A 14,202-nucleotide genomic window follows, 5' to 3' on the forward strand; every position below is an offset into this window, starting at 1 on the left:
AAGGGCCCGATCCTCGCGGCGCAGGTCAAGGCGGCCGAGGCCGAAGCGGCAAAGGCGCGCGCCGCGCTGGCACTTGCGAAGCTCGACCGCGGACATACGCTCGTCGCCGCGCCGATCGATGGCGTCGTCGGCAACCGGCGCATTCAGGTCGGCGATTATGTCCAGCCCGGGTCGCGGCTGCTGTCGGTCGTGCCGGTGAAGTCGATCTATGTCGTCGCCAATTTCAAGGAAACGCAGACGCGCGCGATGCGCCCGGGGCAGAAAGCCGACATCTATGTCGACGCGCTCGGTGAGACGCTGCACGGCACCGTCGAAAGCCTCGCGCCGGGGGCGGGAAGCGCGTTCACGCTGCTGCCTTTCGAGCCCGGGTCGGGCAATTTCACCAAGATCGTCCAGCGCGTCGGGGTGCGTATCCGGCTCGATCCGGGGCAGCCGGCATTGGCGGCACTACGCCCGGGGCTGTCGGTGACGGCGAAAGTTCAGCTCCGCATTTGATCGCTGCATAACTACGGTTAGCCGCACATCATGTTAACAGCGTCAATTTATTCTTGACGCGCTTCCTTTTCCGACTCAATGTTTACGTTGGTAACATTGAGTCGGAAAAGGACAGGCGGATGAAAACCTTGCTCTACGCTCTCGGGCCGATGATCTTCGACTCGCTCGGCGTGCTCGTCTTTGCGGTGCTGCTGGTCGCTGGCGCGGGAATCGTCCCCGCGACGATCGCGGGCACCGTCGTCGCGCTCGCGGTCGTCGGCCACGAACTGGCGCGTGGCAAGAAGGTCGCGGCGCTGCAGTGGATCAGCCTCGCGTCAGTGCTCTTCACCGCTGCGGCGACGCTTTTCACCGGCGACCCGCGTTTCGTGATGGCAAAGCCGACCATCGTCTATCTGATCGTCGGCAGCGTGATGCTGCGCAAGGGATGGCTCAGCCGCTATATCCCGCCCGAGCAGCTTGCGATCGTCGGCGATGTCATGGACCGGTTCGGCATGATCTGGGCAGCGCTGATGTTCGCGAGCGCGGGCCTCAACCTCGTCATCGCGCTCTTCTTCACCGCATGGTGGCCGCTGTTCATCGGAATTTTCCCGCTGGCGTCGAAATTCGGCCTGTTCGCGGTCCACATCGCGGTGGTGCATTTTATCACGCAGGCGCGACTGCGCCGCCGCGCGGGCGGCGGACTGCAGCCGCTCGCGGCCGAATAAAGCCTAGTCCGCGTCGAGCCCGTAGGCGGTGTGGAGGACGCGCACCGCGAGTTCGGTTTCATCCTCGTCGATCAGCACGCTGACCTTGATCTCGCTGGTCGAAATCGCCTGGATGTTGATCCCGCGGTCGGCCAATGCGCGGAACATCGTGCTGGCGACCCCGGCATGGCTCTTCATGCCGACGCCAACGACACTGATCTTCGCCACCTTGTCGTCGCTGATGATGCGGTTGAAGCCGATCTTGTCCTTCGATCCCTCGAGCAGGTCGATCGAGCGCAGCAGGTCGGTCGCCGGAACGGTGAAGGTCACGTCGGTCTCGCCCTTTTCGCGGCCGACGTTCTGGATGATCATGTCGACGTTGATCCCGGCGGCGGCGAGCGGGCCGAAGATGTTCGCGACCGCGCCCGGCTTGTCGGGCACGCGCGTGACGATGACCTTGGCTTCATTCTTGTCGTGGGCGATGCCGGTGATCAGCTGCCGTTCCATCTGATGTTCCTCTATTTCCTCGTCGCTGACGATCATCGTGCCGGTTGCGGGTGCTTCGTCGCCTTCAACGAAGCTGGACAGGACCTGCACGCGCACACCCTCTTTCATCGCGAGCCCGACCGAGCGCGTCTGGAGCACTTTCGCGCCGACGCTCGCGAGTTCGAGCATTTCCTCATAGGTTACATAGTCGAGCTTGCGCGCGCGCGCGACGATACGCGGGTCGGTCGTGTAGACGCCGTCGACGTCGGTATAGATGTCGCAGCGATCGGCCTTGAGCGCCGCGGCAACAGCCACGGCGCTTGTGTCCGATCCGCCGCGGCCGAGCGTCGAGACGCGGCCATCATCCATCAGGCCCTGAAAGCCCGGGATGACCGCGACCTCGCCCTTCGCCATCGCAGCGGCAAGCGCGCCCGTGTCGATATCGGCGATACGTGCACGCGCGTGCGCTTCCTCGGTGCGGATCGGGAGCTGCCAGCCGAGCCAGCTGCGCGCGGGGGTGCCCATCGCCTGCAAGGTCAGCGCGAGCAGGCCGGAGGTGATCTGTTCGCCCGCGGCGACGACGACGTCATATTCGGCGGGGTCATACCGCGGGTTCGCCTCGCGGCAGAAATTGACGAGCCGGTCGGTTTCGCCTGCCATCGCCGACACGACGACCGCGACCTCGTTGCCCAGCCCGACTTCGCGCGCGACGAGTTTCGCCACGGTGCGAATCCGCTCGGTGCCCGCCATCGACGTGCCCCCGAATTTCATCACGATCCGCGCCATCTCGCCCCGCTTTCTCAATCTGGTTTCGGCCGCAACTTTTCCAAGCATTTCCGCGGCGCTCGCGTCGTTACGGAAGGGGGAAGGCGATGGCAAGACCGGCATCGTATGCGCGGGATAGAATTTCTTGCATGGCGCGAGGCAAGATGTCACATCGCAGGGCATGAGCGCCGCCACGATCAACCCGCACGAAGCCGCCCATTTTGGCGCGCTCGCCGCCGACTGGTGGGACCCGCACGGATCGTCGGCGATGCTGCACAAGCTCAATCCCGTGCGCCTCGCCTATATCCGCGAACAGGTCGACGCGCATTGGCATGTCGATGCGCGCGAGCGTTACGCGCTTGCCGGGCGCAGCGTGATCGATGTCGGTTGCGGCGCGGGGCTGCTCGCCGAGCCGTTGGCGCGGATGGGCGGAGTGGTGACCGGGGTCGATGCGGCGCCCGAGAATATCGCTGCCGCGCGCGCGCATGCGGCGGGGCAGGGACTGGCGATCAGCTATTTTGCGGGCGAGCTCGCCGCGCTGCCGCTCGCAACCTTCGACCTCGTCACCTCGATGGAGGTCGTCGAGCATGTCGCCGACCCCGCGGCCTTCATCGGCGAACTCGCGATGCGCCTCGCGCCCGGCGGGCTGATGATCCTGTCGACCCCCAACCGTACTGCGCTGTCTAAACTGCTGCTCGTCGAGGCGGCCGAGCGCGTCGGTGCGGTGCCCCGCGGCACGCACGACTGGGACCAGTTCCTGAAGCCCGGGGAGCTGACAAAACTGCTCGAAGACGCGGGGTTGGAGGTCATCGACCGCACCGGCCTGTCGCCATCGCCCGCCAAGGGTTTCAAGCTCGGTGGCAGCGAAGCGCTCAACTATCTGGTTTCGGCAAGGTGGCCGGACTGACCCGCGATCCGCGCATCGACGCCTATATCGCAAGGGCGCAGCCCTTCGCGCAGCCGATCCTGACCCATTTGCGTGATCTGGTGCATCAATATGCGCCAGGTGCGGAGGAGGCGCTGAAATGGGGCGTGCCGCATTTCGTGCTGCACGGCCAGAATCTTGCGGGCATGGCGGCATTCAAGAAACATGCGACCTTCGGCTTCTGGCGCGACGAGGAAGTCACCGGTTCGCCGCGGGACACCGGCGCGATGGGTAGCATGGGGCGGTTGGCGTCGCTGGCCGATTTGCCGGGCGACGATGCGATGGCGGCGTTGATCGTCAAGGCTGCGGCGCTCTGCGCCGGGAACAAGCCCAAGCGCCCCGCGCCGAAGTCCAAGCCGGCGCTCGACCTGCCGGGCGATCTCGGCGCGGCGCTGAAAGCAAACGCCGCGGCGCAAGGCCATTGGGACGGCTTCTCGCCGGGCAAGCGGCGCGACTATATCGAATGGGTGATCGAAGCGAAGCGCGAGGAAACGCGCGTCAAGCGCATCGAAACGATCGTCGCGCAGGTCGCCGAGGGCAAGGATCGGAACTGGAAGTACAAGGGCTGCTAAGCGCTGGTTTTGTGTTCCCCGGCGAAAGCCGGGGGTCCAGATTGCCCAGCGCTACGCATGGGCCCCGGCTTTCGCCGGGGAACACCTATTTCCATGCGGATCAGAAGTCGACGTCTTCGTAATATTTCGGCGGCGTCACGATCTCCATCCGCTCCGCCAGGAGCGGCCGGAAGCTCGGGCGCGATTTCAGACCGGAATACCAGCCCTTCGTCTGTTCGTGCCCCGTCCAGTCGATCCCGCCGAGATAGTCGGCGACCGAAATATGTGCCGCCGCGGTCAGATCGGCGAGGCTCATCGTCGCGCCGGCGAGCCATGTGCGGTGGTCGATCAGATAGTCGACATAGTCGAGATGGTTGTTCGCCGCTTTCATCGCCTCGCGCAGCGCGCCGCCGTCGGGTGGCTGACGATGGACGATGCGCTTCTGCATCCGCTCGAACAGCAGTGGGCCCGTGACCTCATAATAGAAATCATGGTCGAACCACGAAGTCAGTCGGCGGATTTCGGCCCGGTTCGCTGCCGTGCCGTTGATCATCGCCTTGCCTTCGACGGTTTCTTCGAAATATTCGGCGATCGCCATGCTGTCCATCAGCACCTGGCCGCGCCCCTGATCGACCATCACCGGAGTGCGCCCGGCGGGATTGAGGTCGATGAACTCGTCACGCCGTTCCCACGGCGATTCGCGTACCAATTCATAACCAATACCCTTTTCGCCCAGCAAAAGCCGGACCTTGCGCGAAAAGGGACAGAGCGGGAATTGATAGAGTTGCCACATGCCCCCGGCATAGCGGCAGCAGGCCGCCACGCGCAACGGCTATGGCGTGCGACGGAATTCGGATTGTGGATTAAGCTCTAGCGGCGCGAGTCGGCGCGTTCGCGGTCCCATTGCGCGGCAAGGTCGCGCGCCATATCCTTGAGAACGGGGGCATAAGCAGTCAGCGCGGAGGCGGCATGGCCCGCCATGCGCGTTCCGGCGCGAACATCGTCGCCCATCCGCTCGGCATATTCGGGATCGCGGCCTGCGACTTCACCGAGCGTGGCATCGGGCGGAATATAGGCCGCACCGGATTCGGGGTCGATCTGCGCGACCGCTTTTGCGAGCGGGCCAACCTGCATCTGCATCAGCGCGCCGACCATCGCGGTGATGGTGTCGGCCATCCGGTCCTGTGCGACCGGATCGTTGAGCGTTGCGACCGCTTCTTGCACCTCGCTGGCAGCAGCCGGCAGCGGCGCCGCGAGCGCGAGCAGGGGGAGAGTGATCAGGGCGAAACGGGTCATGGCTCCATCCTTTCGAAGGACGAGGGGGGTCAGCAAAGCGGTGTCCTTAAAGAACCAACGCTTTCGCGGGGCTGAACGCCTTGCGGCGATGCGATGGATCGCACCGCCGCTGCGACGGGTCATTCTGCCGCGACGACCTCGGCCTCTTCCTCGTTCAGCGAATGGGTCAGACGGCTGAGCATTTCCTTCGGGCATACCTGCCAGAAGCGGCCGCGCCAGCGATCCCAGTCGGCGAGGACTTCGGCCGACCATTTGCTGCCGGTAGCCTTTGCATGGTCTTCGACCAGTTCCTTGAGGACGGCCTCCCAATGGCTGCTCGCGAGCCTCTGCCACAGGATCGATTCGCCATTGGCGCGGCGTTCGAACTGCTCGTCGGTGTCGAGGATGAACGCCATGCCGCCCGTCATGCCCGCGCCGAAGTTCGAGCCCACCGGGCCAAGTATCACCGCGGTGCCGCCGGTCATATATTCGCAGCCGTTGGCGCCGCAGCCTTCGACGACCACCTTCGCGCCCGAATTGCGGACCGCGAAGCGCTCGCCCGCCTGACCCGCCGCAAGCAGAGTGCCCGCGGTCGCGCCGTAAAGGACGGTGTTGCCGATGATGCTGTTGTGCTGGCTGACGAGCGGGCTCGACACTGTCGGGCGCACGACGATGCGGCCACCCGACAGGCCCTTGCCGACATAATCGTTGGCGTCGCCGAACACTTCGAGCGTGACACCCTGGCACAGGAAGGCGCCGAGCGACTGGCCCGCTGTGCCGCGCAGGCGTACCTGCACATGGTCGTCGGCAAGGCCCTTCATCCCGAAACGCGCGGTAACCTCGGCCGACAGGCGCGTGCCCACGGCGCGGTGCGTGTTGCGGACGTTGTAGGTCAGCTGCATGCGCTCGCCGCGCTCGAACAGCGGCTTGGCGTCACTCAGGATCTGCGCGTCAAGGCTGTCGGGCACCGGGTTGCGGAAGCTCGGCCCTTGCGAACGGCGCTGGTCGTCGGGGGCGTCGACCTTGGCGAGGATCGGGTTCAAATCGAGGTCGTCGAGATGCTCGGCGCCGCGGCTGACCTGACGCAGCAGTTCGGTACGGCCGATCACCTCGTCGAGGCTGCGGCAACCGAGCTTGGCGAGGATTTCGCGCACTTCCTCGGCGATGAAGGTCATCAGGTTGATGACCTTTTCGGGGCTGCCGGTGAACTTCTGGCGCAGCTTCTCGTCCTGCGTGCAGACGCCGACGGGGCAGGTGTTCGAATGGCACTGCCGCACCATGATGCAGCCCATCGCGACGAGGCTCAATGTCCCGATGCCATATTCCTCGGCGCCGAGGATCGCCGCGATCACGATATCGCGCCCGGTCTTGAGCCCGCCGTCGGTGCGCAGGCGGATGCGGTGGCGCAGACCGTTCAAGGTCAGCACCTGATTGACTTCGCTCAGCCCCATTTCCCACGGCGTGCCGGCATATTTGACGCTCGTCTGCGGCGAAGCGCCGGTTCCGCCGGTGTTGCCCGCGACGAGAATGACGTCGGCATGCGCCTTGGCGACCCCCGCCGCGACGGTGCCGATGCCCGCCGAACTGACGAGCTTCACGCAGACGCGCGCCTTCGGATTGATCTGCTTCAGGTCATAAATGAGCTGCGCCAGATCCTCGATCGAATAGATGTCGTGATGCGGCGGCGGGCTGATCAGCGTCACGCCGGGCGTTGCATGGCGCAGGCGCGCGATGAATTCGGTGACCTTGAAGCCCGGAAGCTGGCCGCCTTCGCCGGGCTTGGCTCCCTGTGCGACCTTGATCTCGATCTCGTCGCACGCGCCGAGATATTCGGCGGTGACGCCGAAGCGGCCCGAGGCAATCTGCTTGATGTTGCTGTTGGCGTTGTCGCCGTTTGCATAGGGGCGATAGCGTTCGCTGGCTTCGCCGCCTTCGCCCGACACGGCCTTCGCGCCGATGCGGTTCATCGCGATCGCCAGCGTTTCATGCGCCTCCGGCGACAGCGCGCCCAAGGACATGCCGGGGGTGACGAACCGCTTGCGGATTTCGGTGATCGCCTCGACGCTGTCGAGCGCGACGCCCTGCGCAGGGTAGTTGAACTCCATCAGATCGCGCAGATAGATCGGCGGCAGGTCGGCGACCCCGCGCGCGAACTGCAGGTAGGTCGAATAGCTGTCGGTCGCGACCGCGGTCTGTAGCAGGTGCATCAGCTGCGCCGAATAGGCATGCGCCTCGCCGCCCGCGCGCTGGCGGTAGAATCCGCCGATGGGCAGCGTGGTCACGCGGCTGTCGAAGGCGGCCGTGTGCTTGTCCGTCGCGTTGATGAAGAGCGACTGATAGCCTTCGCCCGAAATCTTCGCCGGCATGCCGGGGAAGAGGTCGTTGACGAGCGCGCGGCTGAGACCGACCGCTTCGAAATTATAGCCGCCGCGATAGCTGGAGATCACCGCGATCCCCATCTTGGCGAGGATCTTGAGGAGGCCATCGTCGATCGCCTTGCGGAAGCGCAGGCGGCAGTCGTCGAGCGACAGGTCGCCGAACAATCCGCGTGCTTGCCGATCGGCGATTGCAGCTTCAGTCAGATAAGCGTGAACCGTCGTCGCGCCGACGCCGACGAGCACGGCGAACGCATGCGTGTCGAGCACTTCGGCCGAACGCACGTTGATCGAGGCGTAGCTGCGCAGGCCCTTTCTCACGAGATGCGTGTGGACGGCAGCGGCGGCGAGCACCATTGCCATGCCGACGCGGTCCTCGCCGAGATTCTGGTCCGACAGGAACAATTCGCTGCGGCCCGCGCGCACCGCGTCCTCGGCCTCGCGGCGGACGCGGGCGATGGCCTCGCGCAACGTCGACGCATCGCCGCCCGCGGCAAAAGTACAGTCGATGTCGGCGACCGCATCGCCGAAATAGGCGCGGAGGCGGTCCCAGTCGTCCCCGACGAGCACGGGGCTGTCGATCACGAGGACATGGTCGCTCTGACCCTTTTCATCGAGGATGTTCGCGAGGTTCGCGAAACGCGTCTTGAGGCTCATCACATGCCGCTCGCGTAAGCTGTCGATCGGCGGGTTGGTGACCTGGCTGAAATTCTGGCGGAAGAATTGCGCAACATGGCGCGGCTTGTCGGAGATGACCGCGAGCGGGGTGTCGTCGCCCATCGATCCGATCGCTTCCTTGGCATCCTCGACCATCGGCGACAGGATCAGCTCCATGTCTTCCATGGTCAGGCCGGCGGCGACCTGACGGCGCAGCAACTCCGGGCGATCGAAGGTGGGGAGGCTCGATCTGCCGCCCTTCGGCAGGTCGGCCATCGTGCGGAAGCCCTTGACGCGCGAAGGATAATCCTGCGCGTCGGCGATCTTGTCCTTGATCGCGAGATCTTCGTAGAGCGTGCCGTCGTCGAGATCGACCGCGATCATCTGGCCGGGGCCAAGACGGCCTTTCTTGCGGATGCTCGCTTCGGGCAGCAGCACCATGCCGCTCTCCGAACCGACGACGAGCAGATTGTCGGCGGTCAGCGTGTAGCGCAGCGGGCGGAGCGCGTTGCGATCCATGCCCGCGACCGCCCAGCGGCCGTCGGTCATCGCGAGCGCGGCGGGGCCGTCCCACGGTTCCATGACGCTGGCGAGATAGCTGTACATCGCGCGATGATTATCGGGAACGTCGCATTCGGTCGTCCACGCCTCGGGGACGAGAATCAGCTTGGCGGTCGGTGCATCGCGGCCGGCGCGGCACAGCGCCTCGAACACCGCGTCGAGCGCGGCGGTGTCCGATGCGCCCGCGGGGATCACCGGCTTGATGTCTTCCGAATGCTCGCCGAACGCGAGGCTCGCCATCTTGATCTCGTGACTTTTCATCCAGTTCTTGTTGCCACGGATCGTGTTGATTTCGCCGTTGTGGGCGAGGCAGCGGAACGGCTGCGCCAGCCACCATTGCGGGAACGTATTGGTCGAATAGCGCTGGTGGAAAATCGCGACGCGGCTTTCGAACAGCTTGTTGGTGAGGTCGGGGAAGAAGTCCGCAAGGCTCTCGGCAAGGAACAGGCCCTTGTAGATGATCGAGCGCGCCGAGAGGCTGCAGATATAGAAGTCGGCAACCTGCGCCGCGATCACCTTTTTCTCGATGCGGCGGCGGACCAGATAAAGCTGCTTTTCGAACTCGTCGACCGACTGTTCGTCGGGGAGCGGGCCCGCGATCATGATCTGCTCGATCTCCGGACGCGTGCGCTGCGCCTTGTCGCCGATCACCGACACATCGACCGGCACCTGGCGCCAGCCGTAGATGGTGAAGCCCGCGTCGATGATCTCGGCCTCGACGATCGTGCGGCATTCCTCCTGCGCGCCCAGATCGGTGCGCGGCAGGAAGACCATGCCGACCGCAAGGCGGTTCGGGCGCACCTTGTGACCAGACGCGGCGATCGCATCGTCGAAGAAGCGGACCGGCAGGTCGACATGGATGCCCGCCCCATCCCCGGTCTTGCCGTCGGCATCGACCGCGCCGCGGTGCCAGACGGCACGCAGCGCCTCGATCGCCGCCTCGACGACGCGGCGCGACGGCTTGCCGTCGGTTGCCGCGACCATGCCGACGCCGCAGGCATCGGATTCCATGTCGGGGCGATACATGCCTTCGACTGCAAGCCGCGCGTGATCGGGGGTGGGGTAATGGGTCATCATCTTCGTCCTGACGGGCTGGGCGCCTATTTGTTGGGTATTTTCGAACGCTTGCTGGCATTGGCAGCCGCTTCTTCGGCGGCCTGCTGCGCGGCAAGCGACGCATTTTCGTACGCGGTTTCGAGGTCCTCGACGCGCTTCAGGTCGGCGGCCGACCAGTTGCTGCGGTCATAGGCGGGGTCGGCGACCGCATCGGTGGCGTAATCGGCTGCGTCCGCCGCCGCCGTCGCGGCATCGGCAGCTGCATCGACGGCATAATCGTCGGCCGCCTCGACCGCGACCGCATCGCTCGCTTCGACGCTGTCCGAATTCCACATGTCGCGCTGTTCCTTCAGCACCTTCACGTCGACCTTCATCAGCTTGGCGAGCTTCGCGAGTTCCTTGTCGTCGAAGTCGGAAAGCTGCTTTTCCTTCGGCAGATCCTTCATGTCCTTTTCGATCTGCGGCGCGCGGTCGATGAACTTCGTGACCAGCGGCGGAACCGCCCTGATCACCGCGACCATCACTTCGGGATCGGCCTGGAGCGCCATCCATTCGTTCGCATAAAGAGTGCCGGTCGGGGTAGCGAGAAAGCCATTGAGGTCGGTAAGCTGCGCTGCGGTGAACTTGCGGGCATAGGCCTTGGCAAGGCCTTCGCGCATCGGCGGCTCCATGTCGCCCAGCACTTCGCTGATCAGCGGCTTGATGACCTTGGTGATCTGGTCTTCGCGTTCCTTGCGATGCGGATCGAACATGTCGGCGACCTTGCCCTTGGTCGCTTCGTCGAGCTTCGCGATCTGATCGCTTTCGACCCCGGTCTTGATCGAGAGCAACAGGTCGGACTGGCCGCCGAATTCGCCCATGATCGCCTTGAACATCTTGCCGTACAGATTGTCGATCATCTTCTCGAGGCTGCCGGCGGGGATCAGCGCGCCCATCGTCTGCTGCGCGAGCGTCAGGCGCGCGGGCTCGATCGGCGGCAGGCTGCTCGTGTCGAACATCTTTTCGATCAGCGCGACCGCTTCGTCCATTTCCTTCTGCATCTTCGCCTTTTGCTGCTCGGCATAGGCTTCGCTGTCGAAGTCGCTCGCAGTTTCGCCTTCCGTCTCGGGCGCAGCAACGACGACTTCGGCGACCGGTGCTTCTTCCGGGGCGGCATGGGCCGGCGCGCCCAGTGGCAGCAGCGCGGCGGCTCCGGCGAGCAGGATCGATTTGAACGTGGGCATCATGATATTTCCTTCCTGTTGGTCATGCGGCCCTCTTTTCGCTTTTTGCTTTCGCTTTCAACCACTTTGCCATCTGCTCGCTGACATCACGCCCGTCGCGGATGCCCCAGACGACCAGGCTGGCACCGCGGACGATGTCCCCCGCCGCGAAAACCCCCGGCAAACTGGTCATCATGGTCTGGTGATCGACGCGCAACGTGCCCCAGCGGGTAACCGAAAGATCGGGCGAGCCGAACAGGTGCGGCAGCTCCTCCGGATCGAAGCCGAGCGCCTTGATTACCATGTCGGCGGGCACGTCGAATTTGCGGCCCGGATCGACTTCGGGGCTACGGCGGCCGCTCGCGTCGGGGGCGCCGAGGCGCATGCCCGCGACCGCGACTTCTTTCACATGCCTGTCCGCGGTGAAGCTTTCGGGGGCCGAGAGCCACACGAACTCGACACCCTCCTCTTCGGCATTCGCGACCTCGCGCTGCGACCCGGGCATGTTTTCGCGGTCGCGGCGATAGAGGCATTTGACCGACTTCGCACCCTGACGCACGGCGGTACGGACGCAGTCCATCGCGGTGTCGCCGCCGCCGATCACGACGACATGCTTGCCCTTGGCATCGAGGCGGCCGTCGTCAAACGCCGGAACCGCGTCGCCGAAGCTCTTGCGGTTCGACGCGATCAGATAGTCCAGCGCGGCGATCACGCCGTCGGCGCTATTGCCGGGCACGTTGATCTCGCGCGCCTTGTACACGCCGGTCGCAATCAGGATCGCGTCATGCTTTTGCCGGAGCGCGTCGAGCGTCGCATCTTCACCGACCGCGAAGCCGAGGTGGAAGTGGATGCCGCCCTCGACCAGCCGGTCGACCCGGCGCATCACGACATCCTTCTCCAGCTTGAAGCCGGGAATGCCATAGGTGAGCAGGCCGCCGGCGCGGTCGTGGCGGTCATAGACATGCACCTCATGCCCCTGGACGCGCAGATATTCGGCGGCGGTCAGGCCTGCGGGGCCCGCACCGATGACGCCGACCGACTGGCCGGTCGGGCGGCCGGGATGCAGCGGTTCGACCCAGCCCTCGGCCCAAGCGGTATCGGTGATATATTTTTCGACGCTGCCGATCGTCACCGCGCCATGGCCCGAAAATTCGATCACGCAATTGCCCTCGCACAGGCGATCCTGCGGGCAGATTCGGCCGCAAATCTCGGGCATCGTCGAGGTCGCGTTCGAAAGCTCGTAGGCCTCGCGCAGCCGGCCCTCGGCGGTCAGGCGCAGCCAGTCGGGAATATGGTTGTGGAGCGGGCAATGCACCGAGCAATAGGGCACGCCGCATTGCGAGCAACGCGCCGCCTGTGCGTCGGCGTCGGGCGCGGCATAGCGCTCGGCGATTTCGTGGAAGTCGCGCGCGCGTTCTTCGGCGGAGCGCTTGTCCGGATAGGATTGTTCACGCCCCACAAACTGGAGCATGCGTTCGGAAGCCATGCAGTATCCCCTTCGTTGCGCAGGGAATTGCATGTCCGGAAAAGCCGTGTCACGGGCGAATATCGAGTTAGGTCAATATTGATTACCTAAAATGAACGCGAAATTTGCGTCAAAACGGGTTCGCGCAACTATCTTTCTTCATTTAGTATCAAATCGGACCTATCTCATACCAAGCCAGATCAGCGCGGCGACCCCGGCGATGATTCGGTACCAAGCGAACGGTGCGAAGCCGAAGCGCGTGACGACCGCGAGGAACGCCTTGATCACCGCCCAAGCGACGACGAACGAAACGAGCGAGCCGACTGCGATCAGACCGAGATCGTTGCTCGTGATCGCATCGCGATGCTTGAACAGCTGGAGCACGGTCGCGCCCGTCAGCGTGGGGAGCGCGAGGAAAAAGCTGAACTCGGCGGCGGTCTTGCGGTCGACTCCAAAGGACATGGCACCGAGAATCGTCGCACCCGACCGGCTGACGCCGGGAATCATCGCGATACACTGGACCAGCCCGACGAGGATCGACTGGCGCGTCGACAGGTTCGCGACGCCCCCGACGTCCCTCGTCTTGGCGAACCGCTCGACGAGCAGGATGGCGAGGCCGCCAATGATCAGCGCCCAGGCAACGACGACGGCGTTCTCCAGCAGCACCTCGATATAGTCGCCAAAGGCGAGGCCGAGGACGACCGCCGGGAAGAAGGCGAGCAGCAGGTTGCGGACGAAGGCGATCGCGACGGGATCGCGGCGGAAAAAGCCCGTGAACATGTCCCAGAACAGTTTCCGGTACAAAACGACGATCGCGAGGATCGCGCCCGGCTGGATCGCGATGTTGAAAATCGCCCAGCGCGCGGCGTCATAGCCGAGCAATTCGGTCGCGAGAATGAGATGCCCTGTCGAGGAGACGGGCAAAAACTCGGTCAGACCCTCGACGATGCCGAGGATGATTGCAGTCAGCCAGATGCCCATTATCGCGAGGCGAGTTCGGCAAAGCGGCCGTTGCGGCGATACTGGACCAGCCAGCCGTCGGCGACCGAAGCGAGCGAGGTAGGGGTGATGCCCAGCTCGGCAAGGCCCGCGGCGCCGTCAGCGACGACATTGTCATGCTGGAGCATCAGCCACTGGTCCTTGGTAATCGGCGCGCCGGGGGCCCAGCCGATGCCTGTCGCCAGCGCCGCCGCGACGACATCGGGAACGTCGACGAACAGCGGCGAGCGGCCGGTGGCGTCGGCGATCCAGCGAAGAAGCTCGCCCATCGTCAGGACTTGCGGCCCCCCGATCTCGAAAATCTTGCCCGCAGCCTCGCCGCCCAGCGCGGCGATGACCGCATCGGCGACGTCTCCGACATAGGCTGGCTGGAACTTCGCGTCGGGCGCGATCACCGGGATGACCGGCGACAGGCGCATCATTGCGGCAAAGCGATTGATGAACTGGTCTTCGCGGCCGAACAGGATCGACGGACGCAGGATTGCTGCATCGGCAAAGCTTGCGCGTACCGCAGCTTCGCCATCGCCCTTGCTGCGGCCATAGGCCGAGGCGCTTTGGCGGTCGGCGCCGATCGCAGAGACATGGACGAGCGCGCGGACGCCTGCAGCCTTCGCCGCGGCGGCGACATGGCCCGCGCCGTCAGCCTGCACCGCCTGCATGTCGGCGAAGGCGCCCGCGAGGTTGATCACGGCGTCGCTGCCCTGCAC

12 protein-coding genes are annotated in these 14,202 nt (G+C 64.9%); 4 read left to right on the forward strand and 8 right to left on the reverse strand.

Going from position 1 to position 14,202, the window contains the following annotated elements:
- Together VN047_RS11275 and VN047_RS11280 are read left to right on the forward strand one after the other, a co-directional pair.
- On the forward strand, positions 1-495 hold a 495-nt coding region (locus VN047_RS11275), incomplete at its 5' end, for an HlyD family secretion protein (protein ID WP_325542699.1).
- A 119-nt stretch (positions 496-614) separates the two neighbouring features.
- Complete coding sequence (locus VN047_RS11280; RefSeq protein WP_325542701.1) at positions 615-1,199, forward strand: inner membrane-spanning protein YciB; 585 nt, start codon at positions 615-617, stop codon at positions 1,197-1,199.
- Positions 1,200-1,202: 3 nt separating this feature from the next.
- Here the strand turns inward: VN047_RS11280 and VN047_RS11285 are convergent, their stop codons facing one another.
- Positions 1,203-2,450, reverse strand: coding sequence for an aspartate kinase (locus VN047_RS11285; RefSeq protein ID WP_325542702.1), 1,248 nt, complete (start codon positions 2,448-2,450; stop codon positions 1,203-1,205).
- 160 nt (positions 2,451-2,610) lie between these two features.
- Between VN047_RS11285 and ubiG the strand changes: the two genes are divergently transcribed.
- Together ubiG and VN047_RS11295 are read left to right on the forward strand one after the other, a co-directional pair.
- Positions 2,611-3,336, forward strand: coding sequence for a bifunctional 2-polyprenyl-6-hydroxyphenol methylase/3-demethylubiquinol 3-O-methyltransferase UbiG (gene ubiG, locus VN047_RS11290; RefSeq protein ID WP_325542704.1), 726 nt, complete (start codon positions 2,611-2,613; stop codon positions 3,334-3,336).
- On the forward strand, positions 3,324-3,926 hold the full coding sequence (locus VN047_RS11295) for a YdeI/OmpD-associated family protein (RefSeq protein WP_325542706.1): 603 nt from the start codon (positions 3,324-3,326) through the stop codon (positions 3,924-3,926). The genes ubiG and VN047_RS11295 overlap by 13 nt, the downstream gene beginning before the upstream one ends.
- Positions 3,927-4,026: 100 nt before the next feature.
- Here the strand turns inward: VN047_RS11295 and VN047_RS11300 are convergent, their stop codons facing one another.
- From VN047_RS11300 to VN047_RS11330, 7 genes are all read right to left on the reverse strand, one after another.
- Complete coding sequence (locus VN047_RS11300; protein WP_325542720.1) at positions 4,027-4,698, reverse strand: glutathione S-transferase family protein; 672 nt, start codon at positions 4,696-4,698, stop codon at positions 4,027-4,029.
- Positions 4,699-4,775: 77 nt separating this feature from the next.
- A complete protein-coding gene (locus VN047_RS11305; protein WP_325542709.1) occupies positions 4,776-5,201 on the reverse strand; it encodes a hypothetical protein in 426 nt (141 codons plus the stop codon).
- 119 nt (positions 5,202-5,320) lie between these two features.
- Entirely contained in the window at positions 5,321-9,850 is a 4,530-nt protein-coding gene (gltB, locus tag VN047_RS11310) for a glutamate synthase large subunit (RefSeq protein WP_325542711.1), read from the reverse strand.
- A 23-nt stretch (positions 9,851-9,873) separates the two neighbouring features.
- Positions 9,874-11,055, reverse strand: coding sequence for a DUF2059 domain-containing protein (locus tag VN047_RS11315; protein WP_325542713.1), 1,182 nt, complete (start codon positions 11,053-11,055; stop codon positions 9,874-9,876).
- 19 nt (positions 11,056-11,074) lie between these two features.
- The gene (locus VN047_RS11320; RefSeq protein WP_325542715.1) at positions 11,075-12,517 is read right to left on the reverse strand and encodes an NAD(P)-dependent oxidoreductase; all 1,443 of its coding nucleotides are present in this window, start codon (positions 12,515-12,517) and stop codon (positions 11,075-11,077) included.
- A 159-nt stretch (positions 12,518-12,676) separates the two neighbouring features.
- Positions 12,677-13,477 carry an undecaprenyl-diphosphate phosphatase gene (locus tag VN047_RS11325; RefSeq protein ID WP_325542717.1) on the reverse strand — a complete coding sequence of 267 codons (801 nt, stop codon included), beginning with the start codon at positions 13,475-13,477 and terminating at the stop codon, positions 12,677-12,679.
- On the reverse strand, positions 13,477-14,202 hold a 726-nt coding region (locus VN047_RS11330; protein WP_325542718.1), incomplete at its 5' end, for a sugar nucleotide-binding protein. The genes VN047_RS11330 and VN047_RS11325, both read right to left, overlap by 1 nt.

This window comes from Sphingopyxis sp., from assembly GCF_035565275.1.
GTDB lineage: Bacteria > Pseudomonadota > Alphaproteobacteria > Sphingomonadales > Sphingomonadaceae > Sphingopyxis.

Coding starts and splice junctions, on each gene's coding strand:
- VN047_RS11280 (WP_325542701.1), top strand. CDS start 615: ATGAAAACCTTGCTCTACGCTCTCGGGCCGATGATCTTCGACTCGCTC.
- VN047_RS11285 (WP_325542702.1), bottom strand. CDS start 2,450: ATGGCGCGGATCGTGATGAAATTCGGGGGCACGTCGATGGCGGGCACC.
- ubiG (WP_325542704.1), top strand. CDS start 2,611: ATGAGCGCCGCCACGATCAACCCGCACGAAGCCGCCCATTTTGGCGCG.
- VN047_RS11300 (WP_325542720.1), bottom strand. CDS start 4,698: ATGTGGCAACTCTATCAATTCCCGCTCTGTCCCTTTTCGCGCAAGGTC.
- VN047_RS11305 (WP_325542709.1), bottom strand. CDS start 5,201: ATGACCCGTTTCGCCCTGATCACTCTCCCCCTGCTCGCGCTCGCGGCG.
- gltB (WP_325542711.1), bottom strand. CDS start 9,850: ATGATGACCCATTACCCCACCCCCGATCACGCGCGGCTTGCAGTCGAA.
- VN047_RS11315 (WP_325542713.1), bottom strand. CDS start 11,055: ATGATGCCCACGTTCAAATCGATCCTGCTCGCCGGAGCCGCCGCGCTG.
- VN047_RS11320 (WP_325542715.1), bottom strand. CDS start 12,517: ATGGCTTCCGAACGCATGCTCCAGTTTGTGGGGCGTGAACAATCCTAT.
- VN047_RS11325 (WP_325542717.1), bottom strand. CDS start 13,477: ATGGGCATCTGGCTGACTGCAATCATCCTCGGCATCGTCGAGGGTCTG.